The sequence below is a fragment of the Polyangium sp. 6x1 genome (assembly GCF_029946515.1).
GTDB lineage: Bacteria > Myxococcota_A > Polyangia > Polyangiales > Polyangiaceae > Polyangium.
The window spans coordinates 85354-106696 of record NZ_JARZHH010000029.1 but is presented as its reverse complement, the minus strand read 5'-3'; the positions used below and the strand labels follow the sequence as shown (position 1 = coordinate 106696).

Genomic DNA, 21343 nt, shown 5'->3' with positions numbered 1-21343 from the left:
GGGGCGATGCTACCACGAGATCCGTCCGTGCGGCGCGCGGTCTGGTAGGATGCCCTCGCATGAACCGCACGAGCACCGGGATCCCCGGCCACGGCGCCGCGTTCGTCGCCCACCGCGCGGTGGCCTGCTCCAAGCAGGCGCCGTCGCAGCCCGTCACGCACGAGTATGCGGCCCTCTGCTTTTACACGGGCGGCTCGGCGATCGTCGAGCAACGCGGGCGCCACACGCTCGGCGCGGGGGACGTGCTCGTCGTGCCCGCGGGCGAGCCGCATCGCGTGCACACCGCGGAAAACGCGGAGCTCTGGGGCCTCGGCCTCTGCGTGCCCTGCCTCCCTTCGCGGGAGCTCGGTCCGCTGCTCGCGCCGTTCGAGCGCGTGCGGAGCGGCGCGTCCGCCGTCATCACCGTCCCCGCGGACCGGCACGAACACCTCCTCAGCCTCTTCCGCGAGCTCGGGCGCGAGACGAGCGCCCCGCAGAGCCCGGCGGGCAGCCTCGTCGTCCAGAGCCTCGTCGCCCTGGTCCTGGCCGAGGTGGTCCGCGCGCAGCCTTTCCCCGCGGCGGATGCCGCCGCGTCGGGCTCGCCGCTCGTCGCGGAGGCGCTCGATTACATCGAGAAGCATTGCATGCAGCCGATCTCGCTCGCCGACGTCGCGGCGGCCGTGCGGCGCTCGCCGGCTCACGTGACGACGGCGCTCCGGCGCGCGACCGGCAAGACGGCGGTCGAGTGGATCACCGCGGGGCGCGTCGCGGAGGCGGAGCGGCTGCTCGTCACGTCGGACGAGCGGATCGACATCATCGCCGAGCGGGTCGGTTATGCAGACCCGACCCATTTCATCCGCGTCTTCCGCCGCGCGCGCGGCACGACGCCCGCGGCGTTCCGGACAGCACACCGCCGCGGCGCGCCGCGCGGGTGAACGACGCTTCAATGTTTCGCGTTGCTCAAGACCTCGGCGGCGCGGAAGAACTCCTCCGACCAGGCAGGCAGCTCACGCGGGGCGCGCTTTCGGACGAGGTGAATGGGCTGCGCCGCGCGCGCCAGGATCTCCGGCGGAATCTCGCGCTCGACCCAGCCGAGAAACCACACGCCCTCCAGCCGATCCGATCCGACCATCCGGAGCACGATCCGCCCCTCGATGCCCTGCTGGACCCAGCGGAAATGGGCGGAGAACACGCCCGCGTGGAGCTTCCACCCGAAGAACTCGCCGGTGAGCCGGGTCGCGCCGCGAAACGCGTACGGCGCGCGCAGCTCGCCGCCGATCATCCGCATGACGATGGACGTGTCGTCCGTCTCGTCCCGCCAGAGGCCTTCGACGAGGTCGGCGTCGATCGGGTCGCCCGGTTTGTCCTCGACCTCGTTTGCCCGCTCGATCAGCGCCCGCGCGTCGAGGGGCGCCGCCGCGTCGGCCTTCTTCGGGCTCGCGTCGCCCGCGCCCTTCGGACGGGAGAGCCGCGCGAGGCGCGCCGTGCGCCCTTCGAGCCCGCCGCGCAGGAGCGACAGGATCTCGGCCAGCGGTGATTCCAGCTTGCCGGCCCCGAACGTCGCCGTCCGGAGGTGCGCGAGGTCCGGCGGGAGGTCGAGCGGCACGTCGCGGGAATGAACGAGGAGCACGCGACTGCGGCCGAGGAGCCCCGCGAACAGGCCGATCTGGAAGAGGGTGCTGTCGCGCGGACGATTTCGCCCCGCGGCCGCCTCGCTCGAGAGATCAGCGGGGCCGAGGACGAGGACGGCGTATTCGAACTGGGACGCGGCCTGAACGAGCTTCTCCAGGGCGAAGGCGCCCTGCGTCCAGAGGGTGCAATCCGCGTCGTCGGCGAGGCCGAGCTTGAGCTCTCGGGCCACGGGCAGCCCGTCGAGGGAGGCGCCGATGAAGATACGCGAGCGGCGGGTCGGCATGGGATTCCTCGTTCCCGGCCTGGGAGGGAGGCGCGGACGGGTTTGGGGGACCCGCCCATGATGCCCGGCCGCATCCGGCTGTCAACGTGCGGATGACCTGGCGCGCGCCCGAGGGCCGTCCACGCGCCGCATGCATACCTGGATGGCTTCGCGCAGGTTCCGGAGCGTCGTCACGCCGTCGAACCCGCCCCCGAGGCACTGGATGAACGTCTGCGCGAGACCCGGGCGGATCCCCGTGACGAAGCCCTCGGCGCCGAGGAGCCGGATGGCGCGCAGGATGCGCGTGAGCCGCTCCGCCGTGCCCTCGTCCACGGACTCCACGCCGGTCAGGTCCAGGATCACGAACCGCGCCCCGTTCGCGACAACCGCGTCGAGCAGCCGCGCCGTCATGTCGTCCGCGCGCGCCTGCTCGACCTCGCCCATGACCGGGAGCGCGAGCACGTCGTCCCATACCTGGATGATCGGCACCGAGAGCGCGTGGATCTCCGACCGCTGCTTCTCGATGATTTCGAGCTTCTCCTCGAGCTCGATCTCGCGGCGTTTGTAGTCGTCGATGTCCTGGAAGGCCCCGATGACCCGCGTCACCTTGCCGTTCTCCAGGATGGCCGTGCCCGACGTGCGCACCCAGATCCGGTTGCCCTTCGCCGTGATGATCTGCAATTGGAGATCGTAAGGTTTGCCCTCGCGGGCGCATGCCTCGAAGGCCGCCCCGATGATCGGCTGATGCTCGGGCGTGTAAAACGACACGTCGACGTTCGGATCGAACCCGACGGGCAGCTCGTGGATGCGGTACGTCTCCTCGGTCCAGTACTGGGTCGACGTCGCGAGATCGACGTCCCAGCCTCCGACGCGACCCGTCACTTGCATCTTCTGGAGCAGGTCCCGCCGCCGTTGCCATTCGTCCACGGGCCCCTGCGCCTCGACCTCGATCCCGGTGCCGTACACCTTCCCGCCGAGGCGGCGCAGCAAGAACAAGAGCGCCCGGTGGCTCAGGTCCCGGTTCAAGAACCGCGCATTGAGCTTGAGCTCGTCCGCGCTCGAGCGCAGGAACGCGTGCAGCGGCGCGACGTCCTCGGGGACCACGAGCCGCCCGAAGTCCTCGTCCACGAGCGACGCCTCGGAATACCCGAGCGTGGTCCGGAAGGCCTCGTTGGTGCGGAGCAGGCGCCCGTCTTCACGGAACACGCAAAGGAGGTCCCGGGACGTCTGAAAGAAGAATTCGTACTGGCAGCCGTGCTCGTCGTTGGAAAGTGGCATGAAAGGAAAACCTCGTCGATGCGCGCCGTGATCCGGGGTCGCGCAGCGACCCCCCCCAGGTCCTTCTTACACTACGTCAGGGCGACTCGACACGCATGAAGCTCTGGAGATGCAGCGTGCGCTTGGCGATCTTCCAGCCGTGCGGCGTGCGAACGACGATGTCGTCGTACCAGCCGTGCGCGACCTCGGCGGAGCTGTTCGGCACGAGGAAGTGTGTCGCCTGGAGGTAGGTCTTCATCGTCCCCGTGTTGCCTTGCACGTTGATGACGACGTTGCCGTTCAAGTGCTGCGTCGAGACGTAGCCGGAGTTGAGGAACTCGCCCTGCGCGACGTCCGCCCACTCGGACGGGCCGGAGATCAGGCTGGGGGGGCCATTGGGATCATCGCCGGGGTAATACGCCGCGATGACGGCGTTCGGCGTGAAGCATTGTTGGTACAGGCTGCGCCCGCCTTCGAGGTCGCCTCGCCCGATGGTGTCGGTCGCCTCGGCATAACAGTAGGTCAGCTTCTCGATGTCCGCCTGGTCGACGAGGCGCTGGAGTGCAGCAGGGACCCCGCCCGCGGGAAGCCCACCTCCAGGAGGCCCGCCCTCGGCGGGCCTCGCCGCACCGAACGCCGTCGCCGCAATCGCCCCCGCGCACACCGCAGCTCCCATACGCCCCCAAGAAGCCCGCGAACCCGAACGGCTATTTTGCTCCACAGGACACCTCCTCAACACCTACGCTAAAGGTCGTCCGTCCGTACGGTCAAGCTTCAGCAACAGGTCGCGAGCGGATGCAGTGGCACTGCGAAAAGCACAACGGGAACGGCAAGGCGACCACCCCGAGGTCCTGTCGACAGCACGTCGGGGTGATGGCGATGCCTCCGAGGTCCGGTCGACAGCGCGTTGGGGTGATGCCGATGTCTCCGAGGTCCGGTCGACAGCACGTTGGGGTGATGCCGATGCCTCCGAGGCCCGGTCGACGGCACGCGAGGGATGATCCCGATGCCTCTCACGCCCCGTCGACAGCACACGAGGGAGCAAGGCGACCCCGCCCAAACCCCGTCGACAGCGCGTCGGGGTGATGGCGATGCCTCCGATGCCCCGTCGACCACGCGCAGGGGTGATCCCGATGCCTCTCACGCCCCGAAGGCCACGCGCAGGGGTGATCCCGATGCCTCCGAGCTCTCGCCGCCAGGCTGTCCTCGAAGAAGGGGCCCTCCGCAAAGCACGCGCTCGTCGAGCGGCAGGCTCCGGAACGTCTCGGGCCGCGCGAACGTCCCCGGGCTCGTGAGGAGCTCCGTCAGGCGCGCATCCGCGAGCCGAACGCAGCCGCGGCGATCGGTCGGCAAGGGCCCACGGCAGGGAAGCAAGGCGACCATCGCCCATATCGACCGGCGCTCGTCCGGCAAGAGGCTCTCGTAGAGCGCATGGCCGAAGACAAGGGCGACGGCGTCGCCTTCGGCCATCACATCTTGCACGGCCGATACGTCCCGCGCCTCGAGCGCCGCCGCGATCGCGGAGGCGCGCGCCTCGGTGACGAGCAGGAGCAAGCTGCCCTCGTCGAGGATCGCGAGCCCATCCTGCTCACGCGTGCGTCGATCCGGGAGCGCCTTCGGCGCATCGCCGAGCCGCTCCAAGGATATCCGGTGCAGCCGGGCATGCAGCGCGCGCTTGCTCGTCGGAAACGAGGCCCAGACGAGCGCATTCAGAAAGTCGTGCCAGTTCAAAGAACGCGTCGGGACCCACCCCTCGACGCTGATGCGGGTGTCGTAGAGCGAAGACGGGTCGACCGGCCCACGGCGGCGCCCACGGCGAGGGCGCGGCGGCTGCAAGCGAAAGTGGACACCCGCCGTCTCGGAGAGCGTCGCATCCACAGCCTCGACGGACGGCCATTCGAGAACGCGTTCGAAGCACGTCGCAGCGTCCGAGACGGGCCAATAGAGGGGGCTCTTCCGGAAGAACCGCGGATCCCAGGCGATCACGCGCCGCAGGGTAGACCGGCCCGCGCCCTCCGCGCTAGCGTGCGCCGCATGCGTTTGCTCCCTGGATACCTGCTCGTGCCCCTCGCCGCCCTCGTCGTCGCCTGCGGCAGCTCGCAGCCGCCCGCAGAGACGGCCAAGACCGAGGAGACCCCCCCGCAAACCACCACCACGACGCCCACAGCCGAGAAGCCAGCCGCAAGCGGAAACATCCCCGCAGCGATCGCCGCCATCGTCGCCGCGCCCGACCGAGCCGAAGCAGATCGCGCCCTCGACGCAGGTCGAAAGCCAGCAGAGCTGCTCGCCTTCCTGGACATCCGCCCCGGCATGAAGGTCGCCGAGATCGCAGCCGGCGGAGGCTACACAGCCGAGCTTCTCGCCCGGACCGTCGGAGAAGCAGGCAAGGTCTACGGGCAGAACTCGAAGTTCATCCTGGAGCGGTTCGCAGAAAAACCCTGGGCCGAGCGGCTCCAAAAACCCGTGATGAAGAACGTGGTCCGCGTAGACCGCGAGTTCGACGAGCCACTACCGCCCGAAGCAAAGGAGCTCGACGCCGTGGTGATGGTCCTCTTCTATCACGACACGATCTGGATGAAGACCGACCGCGACAAGATGAACAAGACGATCTTCCAAGCCCTACGCCCGGGCGGCGTGTACGGAATCGTCGACCACAGCGCAAAGGCAGGCAGCGGCACCTCCGAAGCGCAAACGACGCACCGAATCGAAGAAAAGACGCTGCGCGAAGAGGTGGAGCGCGCAGGCTTCAAGCTCGCCGGCGAAGCAAGCTTCCTGCGAAACGAGAAGGACACACGCGACTGGAACGCGTCGCCGATGAAGGCAGGCGAGCTGCGCGGGACGAGCGATCGCTTCGTGCTGAAGTTCGTGAAGCCGTAGGGGCGGCGTCTCGCTGGGGCTTTGCCCCAGGCCCCACCAGGAGCTGTCCGCTCCTGGACCTGGACCAGCGCAAGCGCTGGACTCGGGGTCGATGAACTGCGCGATGCGCAGTTCATCGAACGGGCCAGGTCAAGACTAGCGGGCGATCCTGCCAAGCAAGGTACCAGCGGCGGCCTGTGGGACGAACTGCGCATCGCGCAGTTCGTCCCCAAAAGGTCCAGGGCTGGCCCTGGTTCGGGTCGAGGGGCGAATAGCCCCCGCGGGGCCCGGGGCAGCGCCCCGGCGTGGCGCCTCCCCGAGGAGGGGAACGTCAACCGAGCTTCTTCAGCAACAGCTCGTTCACGCGCTCGGCGTTGGCCTTGCCGTTGGATGCTTTCATCACTTTGCCGACGAAGAAGCCGAGGAGCTTGGTGTTGCCCTCCTTGTAGCGCTTCACTTCGTTTGGGCTCTCGGCGAGGACTTTGTCCACGATCGGCTCGAGTGTGGAGGTGTCCGCGACTTGGCGCATGCCTTTGCGCTCGACGATGGCGCGTGGGGCTTCGCCGTTCGTGAGCATCTCGGTGAGGACTTCCTTTGCGATGGTGGGCGTGATGGTGCGGTCGTCGATGAGCGAGGCGAGCTCGCCGAGGGCTGCTCCGCTGAAGGGGAGTGCGCTTGGCTTCTTGCCGTCGAGCTTGCGGGCGAGCTCGTTCACGACGAGACTTGCGACGGTCTTTGGGCCGGGGTGCGCTGCGATGGCTTGCTCGTAGAAGGCGCGGAGGTCTGCGTCTTCGGCGAGGACGATGGCGTCTTCGCGGCTGAGGCCTCGGGACTCGAGCCCCTCGGCGATCGCTCGTGCTTCCGGGGAGAGCTTTCCGAGGCGCTCCTCTGGGCTCGTTTTCACGGCGGGCTTTGCTTCGTCGGCCTTCTTTGCCTTTGGCGCCTCTTGCTTCGGCTCGGCGATCTTTGCCCAGGAATCCTTGAGTGAGACCGTGCGGTTGAAGACGGGGGCGCCGGGCTTCGTGTCGATCGGGTCGACGAAGAAGAAACCTTGGCGCTCGAACTGGAAATGTTTTCCGCCTTCGGCTGAGGCGAGGCTCGGCTCGACGGCGGCGTTTGGGATCGTCACGAGCGACTCGGGGTTGAGCCCTGCTTTCCAGTCCTGGCCTTCCTCCACGAGATCCGGCCGTTCGTCGCGGAAGAGCCGGTCGTAGAGCCGCACTTCGGCTCGCAGTGCGTGCGCTGCGCTCACCCAGTGCAGCGTGCCTTTCACCTTCTTGCCGGCTTGCGCTGCGCCTTCGCGCGTCTCGGGATCGTACGTGCAGCGGATCTCGGTCACCTCGCCGGTCGCGGGGTCGCGCACGACGTCCTTGCACGTGACGATGTACGCGTAGCGCAGCCGCACCTCGCGGCCTGGCGCGAGGCGGAACCACTTGTCCGGCGGATCGAGGGAAAAATCGTCGCGCTCGATGAAGAGCTCCCGTGAGAACGGGATCTTCCGGGTGCCGCCCTTGCTGGGCTCGTCCGGGAAGAGCGGCGCCTCGAACTCCTCCACCTTGCCTTCGGGGTAGTTCTCGAGGACCACCTTGATCGGCCGGAGCACGGCCATCACGCGGCCGGCGCGACGATCGAGGTCGGCGCGGATGCAGGATTCGAACTTCTCGACCTCGACGGTGCTGTTCGTCTTTGCGACGCCGATCTCCTCGCAGAAGGCGCGCAAGGACTCGGGCGTGATGCCGCGGCGGCGCATGCCCGCGAGCGTCGGCATGCGCGGATCGTCCCAGCCGCGCACGAGACCGCCTTTCACGAGCTCGAGCAGCTTGCGCTTGCTCATCACGGTGTACGTGATGTTGAGCCGCGCGAACTCGTATTGCCGCGGCCGCGCGGGCACGTCGACGTTCTCCACGAACCAGTCGTAGAGCGCGCGGTTGTTGTCGAACTCGAGCGTGCAGATCGAGTGCGTGATGCCCTCGATCGCGTCCGAGAGGCTGTGCGCGAAATCGTAGAGCGGGTAGATGCACCAGGCGTCGCCCGTGCGGTAGTGGTGCGCCCGCTTGATGCGGTACATCGGCCAGTCGCGCATCTTCATGTTGGGCGAGGCGAGGTCGCCCTTCATGCGCACGACGTGCGCGCCCTCGGCGAACTCGCCCTTGCGCATGCGCTCGAAGAGGTCGAGGTTCTCCGCGACCGAACGGTCGCGGTAGGGGCTCGGCTTGCCCGGCTCGTTCACCGTGCCGCGGTACTCGCGGATCTCGGCTTCGCTCAGGCTGTCGACGTAGGCCTTGCCCTTCTTGATGAGCTCGACCGCGAACTGGTAGAGGCGCTCGAAGTAGTCGGACGCGTAGAACAGCTTGTCGCCCCAGTCGAAGCCGAGCCAGCGGACGTCGCGCTGGATGTTCTCGACGTACTCGACGTCCTCCGTCGTGGGGTTCGTGTCGTCCATGCGGAGGTGGCAGACGCCGCCGAACTCGCGGGCGAGGCCGAAGTTCGTGCAGATGGCCTTCGCATGGCCGATGTGGAGGTAGCCGTTCGGCTCGGGCGGGAAGCGGGTCACCACCTTCGTGTGGCGCCCCTTCTCGAGGTCCTCGCTGATGATGGCCCGGATGAAGTTCTGGGCCGCGCTCTCTTCGCGCTCTTCCGGGCGCCTTGTCGTCGTCACGGTGGGCTCTCCAAAGAGAAGCGGCGCTCACGGCCGCTTCGCGGACGCGGGAACCTACTCCAGGAGACGCAAACCTGCTAGCGCCGCCGAAGCCGCTCGATGACGTCCTCCACGGACGCGGCGATCTCGTCGGGCACCTCTTCCTGGAGGAAGTGGCCCGCCTGGGTGGCCGTGACCGTCGCGCGCGGGAACGCTCGCTGGTGGCGCGCGAGGGCTTTGCCGAGGATGGGATCCCGCTCGCCCCAGACGAGCGCGACGGGCCCGGAGAAGCCGAGGATCCACGCCTCTGCGCGACGGAGCGCCGGGAGGCTCGGGTGATCGGGCCCGTCCGGGACCATCCGCGCCAGGGCGAGGGGGCCGATGCGGTCGGCGAGGCCGCGGAGCGGGTAGGTGTAGGCGCGGGCTGTGGCGCCGCGGATCGAGCTGCGATCGCCCTGGGCGGCGGCGAGCAGGTTCTGCGGGAAGCCGAGGCCCCGGAAGACGACGTCGCTCAGGACCGGCACACGCGCGAAGCGGTGGAACAAGGTGCCCCGCGGGCGCGCCGGGACGAGGACGGAGGTGTTGGCGAGGACGACGGCGGCGACGCGGTCGGGCACGAGCGAGCCGGCGAGGACGCCGATCGGCCCGCCCCAGTCCTGCCCGACGAGGACGAGGTCCTTCAGGTCGAGGGCGGTGACGAGCTCGGCCACGGCGGCGGCGTGCCGCTCGACCGAGTGGTCTTCGAGGCGGGCGAGTCTGTCGGAGAGTCCGAACCCGAGCAAGTCGGGCGCAATACAGCGTAGCTCGGGCAGACCGGCGATGACCTTGCGCCAGAGGTACGACCAGGTGGGGTTGCCGTGGACGAAGAGCGCCGGGCGGGCCCGCTCCGGGCCGTGGTCGACGAAATGCACGAGCTTGCCGGCGTCCTCGCCGTGTTCGAGCCTGTAGGCGCGGCGGCGCAGGGGCATGTCGGCGGCGAGGAAGCCGGGCAGGGGGGGCGGAGGCGCGAAGGGCATGACGAGGCTCGGGCGCTGGGGCTCCCTCGAAGCGATAGCCCGAGGGATCCGCGAAAGGCAAGGGGTTTGGGCGGAGCGCGGCGCCTCCGAGCGCATGGCCGAGGGTTTCCGAGGTGCGCGCCGGCAGGGGCGGCCACCTTGGCGCGGAGGTGCTCGGTCGGCTACGAACGAGGGGCGTGATCTCGCGTCGCTCCCTGCTCCTCGGCCTCGCCGGCGCGGGCGCCGCCGCCGCCACGACGGCCGTCGCCTTGCAGCGCGGGGGGCGCGCCGCGCGGCTGCCCGATCCGTTCGGGCCGCTCGTGGTGCTGACGCCGCGGTTTCCAGCAGGGTTCGGGGTGCGGCGTGTCTTCGTGGATCCCGGGCATGGCGCGGCGGGAAACCCTGGCAACTCCTCGTGTTTTTGCCGGGAAGAGCAGGATTTCACGATGGCCGCGGGCCGCGCGCTCGCCGCGGAGCTGCGGGCGACGGGGGCGTTCGACGTCCGCCTCGCCCGGGAGGGGCCGGGGCCGGTCGAGTACCGGGCCCGCGTGGAGGACGCCGAGACGTGGGGCGCCGAGGTGTTCTTGAGCCTGCACTCGGACGTTCGAGGTCAAACGGGCGAGCGCTGGAACCCCGAGCCTGGGCGCGAATGCGTCGTGAACCTCGCGGCGCCGGGTTTCTCGGTGCTCTGGTCGGACGAGGGGGAGCCCGGGCTCGCGGGGGCGCGCCACGCGCTCGCGCGAACCGTGGCGCGGCGGATGCGGGAGGCGGGGTTTTCGGCGTACGCGGGCGTGGAGTACGGCGACCTCTACGCGGTCGATCCCGAAGAGCCGGGGGTCTTCGTCGACCGGCACACGCCCGAGCGGCGGATCTTCGTGCTCCGGCGGCCGAAGATGCCCTCGGTGCTGGTGGAGACGCACCACGCGCTCGATCCGCGCGAGGCGCGGCGCTGGGACGAGCCGGCGACGCTCGCATCGTTCGCCTCGGCGGTGGGCGCGGCGCTCGTGGACGTCCTGGCTTCCTAGGAACGCGCGTCAGGGCGCCGAGGAGGCTGGATGCTCGGTATGCCGGTTGCCATGGCCCCCACGGGCGTCCCGGTATGTGCACCGGCACGCCATGTGGAAAGGACGGAGGATGGATCGGCGGACGACCCTCGGGGTGGTGGCGGGGCTTGCAGGCGCGCTCGTGCTCGCGGGGGGAGACGTGCAGGCCGCGAAGCCCGGCGGAGCGTACGGCATGAGCGCGCCGGTCACGGGCTCGCTCGTGGACGCGTTCGGCAATGTGACAGGACAGCTCGCTGGCGCCGTGACGGTCGAGAGCTTCGTGGCGCAGAGCGGCCAGCTCGTCGCGAACGGGAAGATGACGGCGAGGCTCACCGACCTCGCGGGGAACGTGATGGGGACGGTGACGAACGTCGGCGTCGCGCAGCTCGCGTCGATCACGCACGCGACGTGCACGATCCTGGAGCTCGAGCTCGCGCCGCTCTCGCTCTCCGCCAATGGTTTGCAGATCGATCTGAGCCGGGTCGTGCTCGTCCTGACGGCGAACGCCGGGGGCGGGCGGCTGGGTCAGCTCCTCTGCGCGTTCGCCGATACGCTCGGCGACGGCGGGATGCCGCCGTCGCTCGTGAGCATGCTGAACGACGTGCTCGTGCTCTTCGCGCGGTAACGATTCGAATCAGGTCCCGAGGACGAGGCCGCCGTTCACGTCGATGACCGCGCCGGTCACGTACGAGGCGTCGTCGCTCGCGAGGAACGCGTAGACCGAGGCGATCTCGGCGGGGTCGCCGAGGCGCTTCAGGGGCGTCTGTCCCGCGATGGCGTCGAGGTTCTCCTTGGGGACCTTGCGAACCATGTCGGTGAGGACAAAGCCCGGGGCAACGGCATTCACGCGGATGCCGGATCGACCGAGCTCGCGGGCGAGGGTCTTGGTCAAGCCGATGACGCCGGCCTTCGTGGCGACGTAGTTCGCCTGGCCGAAATTGCCGTAATGGGCGACGACGGAGGCGGCGTTCAGGATGACGCCGCTCTTCTGCTCTTTCATGAAGGCGGCGGCCATCTGACAGAGCTTGAAGACGGCGGTGAGGTTGACGGCGATGACCTGATCCCAGTCGTCGGCCGAGAGCTTGGCGAGGCTCTTGTCGCGGGTGATGCCGGCGTTGTTGACGAGGACGTCGATGCCCTTCTTGTCGCGCACGGCCTGCTCCAGGGCGGCGAGGCCTTCGGGGCGCGAGACGTCGGCCTGAACGTACGTCATGCGCTCGGGGAAGGCGGAGGCGAGATCGGCGCGCTCGGCAGGCACGACGTCGTTCAGGAGCAGCTCTGCGCCCTCCTCGTGGAACCGCGTCGCGGTGGCGCGACCAATGCCGCTCGCCGCCCCGGTGATGAGCACCTTCTTGCCGGACAATCCTCGCATCGCTTCCGTCCTCCGTCATGTTGCGGCGCACAACGGCCCGCGCAGATCGAGCCCCTGCCAGGGGCGCGCCCGCAGCAGGGTGGAAAGTGGGGCTGAGCTGATCGATAGAGGATCGAGCAGCCAGTCGCCGGCCAGCGTAGGGCGGCCCAGGGAGAGGCGTCAAGGGTTTTCATGTTGCGGCGCAGCATGCCGGTCGAGGTGGCGGCGCCGGGCGGGCGCCATGGCGGCGCCATCGTCGTTTGATCGTGTTTGGGCATTGTTTCCCGCGGTTCTCGTCGGGCATGGCGCTCGCACAGGACGCGGGCGTGGCGCAGGGCGACGAGGACGAGGAGGAGGGCGGCGACGACGACGTCGACCTGACCTTGCGCCACGTGTCGCAAAGGCTCCCGCTGGCCCTGGCGAAAGCGTTTTCGAGGGCGCGCGCGCCCATCGAGTCGGCGACGTGGTCCGAGACGCAGCTCACGTCGCGCCAGCGGCGGCTCGATCGGGCGCTCCTCATCAAGGCGGGGAGCGAGGAGCGGCTGCTCCACGTGGAATGGTCGCTCGTGATGCCGCGCGATCTTCTGTGGCGGGTGTTCGAGTATCACGTGATGACGGCCATGGCGCTGCGGGACGAGGCGCGCGCCAAGGCGGCGGGCCGGCTTCCGCGTATCGAGAGCGTCGTCGTGCTCCTGTCCGGTCGGGACGAACCCTGGCCCGAGGAAGGGGAGTACCGCACCTCGTCGGAGGAAACGGGGTTTTCCGGGGTACGTTTCCGGATCGAGCCGGTCTATCAGCGGACAGTGGCGGAGCTCGAACGTCGAGCGGCCGAATCCGGGAGCCCGCTGTGGACGCTCTTCACGCCGCTCGCCCGGGACGCGGATCCGGCGGGAATGCGGCGGATCCTCGGCGCGCTCCGCCGGGAAAGCTCGGAGGAGAATTTCGAGGAGATGGGCGTCGCGATGGCCGTACTGGCTCGGCTCAACAGGCGTGACACGACGCTGCGCCGCGTGATACGCTCCTGTTTGCCGAGGGTGCTCGTCATGAAAAACTGGATCTACCGCGAAGGTCGAGAGGAAGGACGAAAGCTCGGACACATCGAGGTCGCCGTCAGCCTGATCGAGCGGCGCCTCGGGCGGACGCTCTCCGCCGAGGAGTGTGATCGCCTGGCCTTGCGAATTGGCAAGCGGGAGGCGAGACTCCGCCTCGTCGACGCGATCCTCGACCTGTCCACGCCGGACCTCGAGGTTTGGCTCGCCGCACCCGTCGACGGGTAAGCCGCGGGCGCGGCGGCGGGCCTCATTCCTCTTCGATCGAAATCCCGAACCCCGGATCCTCGTAAAGCCGGTCGAAGACCTGGGCGAATTTCTTCTCGATGTTCTTGCGCTTCACCTTGAGCGTCGGCGTCACCTCGTCCTCTTCCAGGGAGAAATCCCGTTCGAGCAGGTGAATCCGCTTGATCCCCTCCACGCGCGCGAGCTTCGTATTCGCGCGGCGGACCGCCGACGCGACCCGCTTTTGCACCTCCGGGTCGGTCGTCGCCTTCTCCATCACCGGCGCGAGCTCCGGTGGACGCGACAGCGGGCTCGAAAGGAGGGCGCGACGTAGCTCCTCGGCTTGCGCGTCTCCGAGATGGCCGCGCGCCTTCGCCCATTCCACCGCTTCGAGCGGGTGGATCGTCACGATCGCCGTGCAATAGGCCCGCCGGTCGCCGTGCGCGTGCACCTGGCTGATGAGCGTGTCGCTCGCCTTGATCTCGTTCTCCACGTTCGCTGGGCTGATGTTTTTCCCGCCCGACGTGATGATGAGGTGCTTCTTGCGATCGACGATGAAGACGAAGCCGTCCGCGTCCTTTCGGCCGATGTCGCCCGTGTGCAGCCACCCCTCCTCGTCGATCATCTCCCGCGTCGCCTCGGGGTTCTTGTAATAACCCTTGAACACGTTCGGGCCACGCACGAGGATCTCCCCGTCGTCGGCGATCCTGTCCTCGACGAACGGGAGCGCGCGGCCGACGGAGCCGAGGCGGACCTCCCCGGGGCGATTGCCGTGTGTCACGACCGTCGCCTCGGTCATGCCGTACATCTCGTAAATGGGCAGGCCCGCCGCCCAGAAGAAAACGAGGATCGGCCGCGGGATCGGCGCCGCGCCCGTGATGAAGCGTTTGACGCGGCCACCAAATGCCTCGCGGACGCGCGAAAAGACGAGCTTGTCCGCCACGCGGTGCGCGAGCCGCACCCCGAGCGAGGGCTCTTCCCCGCGCTGCCAGGCCTCCACCGCCGCGAGGCCGGCCGATTCGGCCCACCGAAAGACTCGTTTCCGCGCCGGCGGGGCCTTGTCGACCTCGGTCTGGATGCGCGCGTAGGCCTTTTCGAAGATGCGCGGGACGCTGCCGAAGAGCGTCGGCCGCACCTCCTTGAGCTCCTCCAGCACCGCGGGCACGCTCGTCGCATACGCGGTGGCGATGCCGAAATCGATGCGGCCCCAGAACGCGAGGATGCGCTCGGCCGCGTGCGCCATCGGCAAGAACGAGAGCGAGATGTCCGAGGGGGAGAACGCGTTGAAATGGACGCCCGCGAGCGTCACGAGGATGTTGCGGTGCGAGATCATCGCGCCCTTGGGCGGGCCCGTCGTGCCGCTCGTGTAAATGAAGAGCGCCGTGTCGTCCGGGGAAATCGCATCGATGCGCGCCGCGACGAGGGAGGCGTCGCCCGGCGCTTCGAGGGCCTCGTCCCAGCCGAGGAGCCACGCATGCTGGCGCAACGTCTCTTCGAGGCCGCGCGTGTCCCAGACGACGACGAGCTCGAGCTTGGGCATTTCGTGCTTGATGGCGAGGATCTTCTCGACCTCGTCCTTGCCCTCGACGAACGCGATCCGCACGTCCGCATGATCGAGGACGTACGCGAGCTGTCCCGGGGCGAGCGTGGGATACGCGCCGACCGTGACGAGCGCGGCGAGCTGACCGCCGACGTCGCAGATGCACCATTCGGGGCGGGTGCTGCCGACGATGCCGATCTTGTCGCCGGGCGCGAGGCCACGTTTCGCGAGGAAGGTCGCGAGGGCTGTCGCGCGCGCGTGGAACTCGGCCCAGGTCGTGGACCTCCATTCCCCATTTTTCTTGGCCTTCCAGGCGACGGCCGTCGGCGTGGCGGCGGCGCGGCGCAAGAAGAGGTCGGCCAAGGACCGGGCCTCGTTCGCGAGCGGGACGGCGGGATCGGGCGGCGGGACGACACGGTCGAGCATGAGCTCAGCCTCCGGCAGGTGCCTTCACGAGAGAATCGAGGAGCGCGACGACGGTATCGGGAGCTTCGAGGTTCGGCGAATGGCCCACGCCGGCCGCGATCTCGTGGCGCGCGCCGAGGAGATCCGCGGTCCGTTTGCCCACGTCGCGCGTCGAGAGCATGTCGCGCTCGCCGCTGATGACGAGGGCCGGGATGCCCGCGAGCGCGCGGAGCCGATCGCCGGGCGCCCAATCGCAGAGCGCGTCGAGCGTGGCCATCGTGGCCTCGGGGCGCTGGTGGTGGCTCTCCGCGACGAGCTCCTGGAAAAACGCGTCGTCCGGGGCCGTGGGCGCGATGCCGCGGAACGCCGCGGCGAAGAGGGCGACGTTCTCCTGCGCGAGGCGCTGGCGCTCGGGGAGGTGGTAGGCGCGCGGCATGCCGTCGGGCCACGCAGGGGCGACGAGCGTGAGGGAGCGGGCGCGGGCGCGCTCGACGAGCGCGAGCTCGAGGACCACGGCCGTGCCGAGCGAATGCCCCACGAGGTGCGCCGAGGACAAACCCAGGGCGTCCATCAGGACGACGAGGTCCTGGGCGAGGCGCCCGACGCTGTAATCGTGCGGTTCCGTGCGGCTCTGCCCGCGGCCGCGCAGGTCGGGCGCGACGGCGCGGAAGCGCGCGGGCAAACGGTCGAGGACGGGGCGCCAGAAGAGGCTCGTGGTCCAGTTGCCGTGCACGAACACGACGGGCTCGCCGTGTTCGTTCCCGCGCGTCGACCAATGGATCGTCAGCGATCCGGATTGGAGGGAGGGCATACGGCATCATCTTCGACCCGCGCCCCGTCGTCCAGGATGCCCTTGCGTGCCGAGCGCGGGCCCCCTAAGCAGGCGCCATGAAGAGCCTTCGGATTGGATCGGTCGTCCTCGCCGCGCTCGTGGGGGGCGCTTCGCTCGTCGGTTGCGAGGGCGGCTCGCAGCCTCCGGCGTCCCCCAGGGCCGGGGCGGATTCGAGCGAGGGCGCCGCGGTTCAGGGAGGAACGAAGATGAGCCTGCATGATTTCAAGATGAAGACGATCTTCGGGGAAGAGCGCTCGCTCGGCGACTACCGGGGCAAGGTCGTGCTCGTGGTCAACACGGCCTCGGAGTGCGGCTACACGCCGCAATATGCGGGCCTCGAGAAGCTGCACGAGCGCTTCGAGGCGAAGGGCTTCGCCGTGCTCGGCTTCCCTTCGAACGACTACGGCGCGCAGGAGCCCGGGACCGACGCCGAGATCGCCACGTTCTGCACGAGCAAGTACGGCGTGAAGTTCCCCATGTTCTCGAAGATCGCCGTGAAGGGAAGCGGCAAACATCCGCTCTACGCATTCCTCACGCAGGCCGCGCCGGCCGGCGAGGTGAAGTGGAACTTCGAAAAATTCCTCGTCGGAAAGGACGGCGTGGTGCTCGGTCGGTTCCCGTCGTCCGTCGAGCCCGAGAACGACGAGCTCGTCCAGGCGATCGAAAAAGCCCTCGGAAGCTGAGCCCGCCTCCGGGACGGCTTCCCACCTTCGCTTCGATCCCACACACTCCGGACATGACGCTCGACGAGGAGCTGCTCGATGCGGCCAGCCGCGGTGACGAGGCGCGCGTGACGGACGCGCTCGCGCGCGGGGCGAACGTGGACGCGACGCGGGGGTACAAGACGAGCGTCGATCGCGAGGTGCTCGAAGGGACGATCTCGGCGCTCATGCTCGCGATCCGGAACGGGCACGACAGGGTCGCCGAGGTCTTGATCGATCGCGGCGCGGATCCCGACGCGGCGGACGAGCTCACGCGTCGCACGCCGCTCGTGGAGGCGGCCGCGCGTGGGGAGATCAGCGTCGTGGAGGCGCTGATCGATGCCGGCGCGAGCCTCGATGCGCGGGACGGGATGTCGAACGAGAATGCGGTGACGGCGGCGGTCGTGGGTGGACACGCGGGGATCACGCGGCAGCTCGTCGAGGCGGGCGCGCCGATCGAGCCACGTGCGTTCGAGGAGGCGACGCGGCGCGGGAAGCTCGATCTCGCGGAGCTCTTCGTGGAGCGCGGGCTCGATCCGAACAAGACGCAGGCGCTCGAAGGGGCCGCGAGCGCGGGGCGGCTGGACATGATCCAATGGCTGCTCGCGCAAGGCGTGGACCTCGAAACCCACGGGTCCGAGGCGCTCCTCCGGGCCGCGAACGACGGCAGAGCCGAGGCCGCGGCCGCGCTCGTCGAGGCAGGCGTGCCGATCGACGTGACGACCCCGTACGGCTGGATGCCGCTGCACCTCGCGGCCTACAACGGCAACGCGAAGACGGTGCGCGCGCTGCTCGCGCTCGGCGCCGATCCACGCGCCGACGACGGGACGGGGAAGACGGCGCTCGACTGGGCGCGCGAGGCGGGCAAGGCCGACTGCGCTCGGCTGCTCGAAGACGCGCTCAGAACGTGAGCACGAGCTTGCCGACCGTGCTGCCGCCTTCGATCGCGCGGTGCGCGTCGGCCACACGTTCCACGGGGAACGGGGTCACGGGCGGCGCCGTGATGCGGCCCTCCTCGATCCACCCGATGAGCTTGCCCATGTACTCGGCCAGCAAGTCCTTCCGGTGGAAGAGGTACGAGAGGTTGAACGCGAGCACGCTCTTGTTGTCGTTCGTCAGGTCGAGCGGGTTGTAGCGGGGCGTGCGCAGCCAGTCGCGGGCGAGCTTGATCCAGTTCGGCCGGCCTCCCTTGCGCGGCATCATCGTGTGGAAGCCATACACGACGAGCTTTCCGGCCGACGCGAGGTGGCGGTAGCTCTCGCCGAGCGTCTCCACGCCGTTCGCGTCGAGCACGACGTCGTAGCCCTCGGGCGCGAGGCGCTCGGCCACGGGCCATAACGGCTCGACGCTCTTGTCGATGACCGCGTCGGCGCCGAGCTTGCGCGCGACGGCGACCTTGTGGCTCGCGCCGACGACGCCGACCACGCGGCAACCGGCGATCTTTCCGAGCTCGACGAGCGCGCTGCCCACGCCGCCCGCCGCCGAGTGGACGAGCACGTTCATACCCTGGCGCACGTTCGCGAGCTCGAAGAGCGCGTAATACGCGGTCAGGAACACGGAGGGGAAGCCCGCGGCCTCCGCCACCGAAAAACCCTTCGGCAAGGGAAAAACCTGGTGCGCGGGGATGGCGACGCGGCTCGCGTAGCCGCCGAACCGCGTGACCGCGACGACGGGCGTACCCGGCGCGGGCCCGGGGGTTTGGGGGCGTAGCTCGGCTTGTCCGAGCGTAGCCCCCAAGCGTGTACCGACCCCGGCGCCGAGCGCGGCGACTTTGCCGGCGACCTCGAAGCCGGGCGTGATGGGCCAGCCGACGTACTTCTTCGCCGACTCGTAGAGGCCCATGCGCACGATGCAATCGGCGTAGTTCACGCCCGCGGCCTCGACGTCGACGAGGATCTCGCCCGGCGCGGGGCTCGGATCCGGGTGCTCTTCGAGCTTCAACCGATCGTAGCTGCCGGGCCCATGGATCACGACCTTGCGCATGGGCCCACGCTAGCGTGCGAGCCGGCTCGGCGCGAGATCCGGGCGACGATCGTCGTCACGCGCTCGTCGTTCGGGTCGATCATGCTCCGGGAGTGCGCTTTTTCCGGCGGCGGTGGGCCTCGGCGGCCGAGCGGAGCAGGCCCGTCCGCGGACACACGTAAAAGGTCACCCAGAGGCCGTGGCTGCGGAGCGGGAAGAACTTGTCTCGCTGCGGGCCGTAGCCGCTCGGCGCGTGCGGGACGCCGTTGATGAGGATCGGGTTTCGCTCGACGAACTGGAGCACGTGATCGAAGACGTGCTTCTGCACGGCGCTGTTCGGCGAGAGGGAGGCGCGGATCTCCGACCAGACCGCGTCCCACGGGCGGCCCACGCGGCGCGCGAGGAAGCGCCGGAGCGGGGCGAGGTTCTCGTTGAGCTCGCGGCTCCGACCCCGATACTTCATGCCCTCCTTGAGCGGCGCGGCCTCGGGATCGGCCTTCATCCGCGACGCATAACGCCCTTTGCCAGCCGGCATACTGCGGCCCAACCGCGGGCGCTCGATGATGAGCTCGAACATGTCTTTTCGCATGGTTTCACCCCTGAAGAATCACGTCTCCACGAGCTCGCCCTTCGGCGAGAGCGCGTACGCGCGCACGGGCGCGCCTCGTTCGATCCGCGCGTGGGACGACCAGCGCGCGGCCTCCTTCGCGGCCGCCGCGCTCGCGGCCCTCGTCCGGAGGTGCGCCGCGATCCGAGCGAACGCGCGCCGCAGGTTCGCCCGCTGCGATCGCTCGTCCGCGACCCGCACGACGATCCCCGTCGGCACGTGCCTCACGCGCACCGCCGTCTCCGTCTTGTTGACGTTCTGCCCGCCGGGGCCGCTCGCGCGCATCGTCGTGACCTCCACGTCGCGCGGGTCGATCGCGACGCCACCATCCGCGCAAACGTCGTCGTCCTCGTGCACCACGACGGACGCGTACCAGCGCTTGCGGGCGGCTTTCCCGCGGTCGGGGCTCCGCGCGACGAGCGCGTGCGTGCCGACCTCGGCAAGGAGGAGCGCAGGATCCCCCGAGGCGACGAGCTCGACCGAGCCGGGCGCGTCCTCGTCGCCGTGGATCACCGTCTCCTCGACGACGAGGCCGCGCGCCGCGCACGCGCCTTCGAGCCGCGCCGCGAGGAGCGCGACGAACCTGCGGACCTCGATGGGCCCGTAGCCCGCCGTCACCTGCACGACGAGCTTCTTCATTGCTTCACCGTGACGAGCGGCACGAGCGAGGCGATCGGCGCGGCGAGGCCGTCGTCGACCAGGCTCGCGACGACCGGCTCGATCGGCTTGTAGGCGTCCGGGTGCTCCTCGTAGAGCAGGTCCGTGTCGTCGCAGACGATGCGGCCGCCGTGCGCCGTGCGGCCGAGCTCGGCGCGCTTGTACCGCGTGGCGAGCTTGGCGCGCGCCTCGGTGCGCGTCATGCGGCGGCCCGCGCCGTGCGCGACCGACGCGAGCGCGCCCTCGTGCCCGTTGCCGACGAGCACCCAGGAGGGCGCGCCGCGGCTGCCGAGCACGACCGTGGCCTCGCCGCGGCACGCGGGCGCGGCGCCCTTGCGATGGATCCACACGGCCCTGCCCGCGATGTCCTCGCGCCGGATCGTGTTGTGCACGATGTCGATCGCCGAGCGGACCTTGTCCGGGCGCAAGGCCGCGAGCGCGCGGAGCAGCCGGCAAGCGACGAGGAAGCGGTTTGCCGTGGCGAACCGCACGGCGCCCGCGAGATCCGCGAGGTAGACGTCGATCGCCGCGCCCGTGAGCGTGACGTCGCCGTAGCGCCGCCCGATCTGGGCGCCGAGCCCGCGCGAGCCCGTGTGCGCGAGCGCCACGAGGGCGCCTTTCTCGAGGCCCATCGCGTCCGCCGCGGCCTCGTCGCGCACCTCGGTGACGCGCGTGATCTCGGCGAAGTGGTTGCCGCTGCCGATCGTGCCGAGCGCGCGGCCGTGCGACGGATCGCGGTATTCTGCGGGATCGCCGCTCGGGCCGAGATCGAGCTCGCGCTCGCGCTGGGCCATCGCGGCGATGTCGTCCGGCACGTTCGCGACCTCGGCGAGGCCCTTCGCGCCCTTGTGCCAGCAGGCGTCGAAGACCTCGATCGGGTCGCAGTCAGCGAGCGGATCCTCGTCCATCGCGGCGCGGACGCGTCGCTCCAGTTTGTCCACGGCGCGCGGCGAGGCGGTCGTGGCGAAGAGGAGCACGCCGCACCCGGCGTCGCCGCCGACGAGGTACGGCAGCACGCGCTCCTCGAAGGCGAACGCGGCGCCGATGGGGCCGCGCCCGGAGTGGAGATCGGGCATGCCCGCGGCGCGCACGCAGCCGGGGAGCTCGGCGACGCGGACGAACTGCGTGATGGCCTCGCCCTCCATCCAGACATCGGGGCGGGCGAAGATGCGGGCGTGCGGGGGAAGGGACGGTTGTGGGAGAGAAGAAGTGCCCATGGCTGGTAACTCGAACTGCGTGTTGATTGCGTTCGCGGCCCGGTAATGCGGAAAGCGTGCCAGCTCGATTTCGCGGGAATTTTGATGGCGGCCTCGCGCAGGTGGTGCACGGTGCATCAGAAGGATGGTGCGTCG

20 protein-coding genes are annotated in these 21343 nt (G+C 69.6%); 7 read left to right on the top strand and 13 right to left on the bottom strand.

The annotated features are described in order from the left end of the window. Positions 1-59 precede the first annotated feature (59 nt). A complete protein-coding gene (locus QHF85_RS25915) occupies positions 60-914 on the top strand; it encodes an AraC family transcriptional regulator (RefSeq protein ID WP_281329995.1) in 855 nt (284 codons plus the stop codon). A gap of 8 nt (positions 915-922) precedes the next feature. Here QHF85_RS25915 and QHF85_RS25910 read toward each other — a convergent pair whose 3' ends face one another. From QHF85_RS25910 to QHF85_RS25895, 4 genes are all read right to left on the bottom strand, one after another. Continuing rightward, positions 923-1894, bottom strand: coding sequence for a TIR domain-containing protein (locus tag QHF85_RS25910; protein ID WP_281329994.1), 972 nt, complete (start codon positions 1892-1894; stop codon positions 923-925). Positions 1895-1975: 81 nt separating this feature from the next. Then, on the bottom strand, positions 1976-3151 hold the full coding sequence (locus QHF85_RS25905) for a PAS domain S-box protein (protein WP_281329993.1): 1176 nt from the start codon (positions 3149-3151) through the stop codon (positions 1976-1978). Positions 3152-3227: 76 nt separating this feature from the next. Next, positions 3228-3806: a nuclear transport factor 2 family protein gene (locus tag QHF85_RS25900; protein ID WP_281329992.1), complete on the bottom strand. Its 579-nt coding sequence runs from the start codon at positions 3804-3806 to the stop codon at positions 3228-3230. 464 nt (positions 3807-4270) lie between these two features. Continuing rightward, positions 4271-5116, bottom strand: coding sequence for a DUF3025 domain-containing protein (locus QHF85_RS25895; protein ID WP_281329991.1), 846 nt, complete (start codon positions 5114-5116; stop codon positions 4271-4273). Positions 5117-5164: 48 nt separating this feature from the next. On the opposite strand from QHF85_RS25895, the gene QHF85_RS25890 reads away from it, so the two are divergent. Beyond that, complete coding sequence (locus tag QHF85_RS25890; protein WP_281329990.1) at positions 5165-6007, top strand: SAM-dependent methyltransferase; 843 nt, start codon at positions 5165-5167, stop codon at positions 6005-6007. A 310-nt stretch (positions 6008-6317) separates the two neighbouring features. Here QHF85_RS25890 and QHF85_RS25885 read toward each other — a convergent pair whose 3' ends face one another. After that, positions 6318-8645 carry a glutamine--tRNA ligase/YqeY domain fusion protein gene (locus tag QHF85_RS25885; protein WP_281329989.1) on the bottom strand — a complete coding sequence of 776 codons (2328 nt, stop codon included), beginning with the start codon at positions 8643-8645 and terminating at the stop codon, positions 6318-6320. A gap of 77 nt (positions 8646-8722) precedes the next feature. Continuing rightward, positions 8723-9640 carry an alpha/beta fold hydrolase gene (locus QHF85_RS25880; protein ID WP_281329988.1) on the bottom strand — a complete coding sequence of 306 codons (918 nt, stop codon included), beginning with the start codon at positions 9638-9640 and terminating at the stop codon, positions 8723-8725. A 176-nt stretch (positions 9641-9816) separates the two neighbouring features. On the opposite strand from QHF85_RS25880, the gene QHF85_RS25875 reads away from it, so the two are divergent. Continuing rightward, the gene (locus tag QHF85_RS25875; RefSeq protein WP_281329987.1) at positions 9817-10644 is read left to right on the top strand and encodes an N-acetylmuramoyl-L-alanine amidase; all 828 of its coding nucleotides are present in this window, start codon (positions 9817-9819) and stop codon (positions 10642-10644) included. 109 nt (positions 10645-10753) lie between these two features. Further along, positions 10754-11287 (top strand): hypothetical protein, encoded by a 534-nt coding sequence (locus tag QHF85_RS25870; RefSeq protein WP_281329986.1) that lies wholly within the window; start codon positions 10754-10756, stop codon positions 11285-11287. A gap of 9 nt (positions 11288-11296) precedes the next feature. Here QHF85_RS25870 and fabG read toward each other — a convergent pair whose 3' ends face one another. After that, complete coding sequence (gene fabG / locus QHF85_RS25865) at positions 11297-12034, bottom strand: 3-oxoacyl-ACP reductase FabG (protein ID WP_281329985.1); 738 nt, start codon at positions 12032-12034, stop codon at positions 11297-11299. Between the two features lie 281 nt (positions 12035-12315). Between fabG and QHF85_RS25860 the strand changes: the two genes are divergently transcribed. After that, complete coding sequence (locus tag QHF85_RS25860) at positions 12316-13290, top strand: hypothetical protein (RefSeq protein ID WP_281329984.1); 975 nt, start codon at positions 12316-12318, stop codon at positions 13288-13290. 22 nt (positions 13291-13312) lie between these two features. Here QHF85_RS25860 and QHF85_RS25855 read toward each other — a convergent pair whose 3' ends face one another. After that, entirely contained in the window at positions 13313-15253 is a 1941-nt protein-coding gene (locus QHF85_RS25855; RefSeq protein WP_281329983.1) for a long-chain fatty acid--CoA ligase, read from the bottom strand. Positions 15254-15257: 4 nt separating this feature from the next. Then, positions 15258-16043, bottom strand: a complete 786-nt coding sequence (locus QHF85_RS25850) for an alpha/beta fold hydrolase (RefSeq protein WP_281329982.1) — start codon at positions 16041-16043, stop codon at positions 15258-15260. Between the two features lie 227 nt (positions 16044-16270). Between QHF85_RS25850 and QHF85_RS25845 the strand changes: the two genes are divergently transcribed. Both QHF85_RS25845 and QHF85_RS25840 read left to right on the top strand, forming a co-directional pair. Further along, the gene (locus QHF85_RS25845; protein ID WP_348652764.1) at positions 16271-16747 is read left to right on the top strand and encodes a glutathione peroxidase; all 477 of its coding nucleotides are present in this window, start codon (positions 16271-16273) and stop codon (positions 16745-16747) included. Positions 16748-16800: 53 nt separating this feature from the next. Continuing rightward, positions 16801-17676, top strand: a complete 876-nt coding sequence (locus QHF85_RS25840; RefSeq protein WP_281329980.1) for an ankyrin repeat domain-containing protein — start codon at positions 16801-16803, stop codon at positions 17674-17676. On the opposite strand, the gene QHF85_RS25835 is transcribed toward QHF85_RS25840, so the two are convergent. From QHF85_RS25835 to QHF85_RS25820, 4 genes are all read right to left on the bottom strand, one after another. After that, complete coding sequence (locus QHF85_RS25835; protein WP_281329979.1) at positions 17666-18748, bottom strand: medium chain dehydrogenase/reductase family protein; 1083 nt, start codon at positions 18746-18748, stop codon at positions 17666-17668. The genes QHF85_RS25840 and QHF85_RS25835 overlap by 11 nt on opposite strands. 79 nt (positions 18749-18827) lie before the next feature. Then, entirely contained in the window at positions 18828-19316 is a 489-nt protein-coding gene (locus tag QHF85_RS25830) for a hypothetical protein (RefSeq protein ID WP_281329978.1), read from the bottom strand. 18 nt (positions 19317-19334) lie between these two features. Further along, positions 19335-19973 (bottom strand): peptide chain release factor-like protein, encoded by a 639-nt coding sequence (locus tag QHF85_RS25825; protein ID WP_281329977.1) that lies wholly within the window; start codon positions 19971-19973, stop codon positions 19335-19337. Further along, a complete protein-coding gene (locus tag QHF85_RS25820; RefSeq protein ID WP_281329976.1) occupies positions 19970-21208 on the bottom strand; it encodes an RtcB family protein in 1239 nt (412 codons plus the stop codon). Before QHF85_RS25820 ends, QHF85_RS25825 begins: the two co-directional genes overlap by 4 nt. Between the last annotated feature and the right edge of the window lie 135 nt (positions 21209-21343).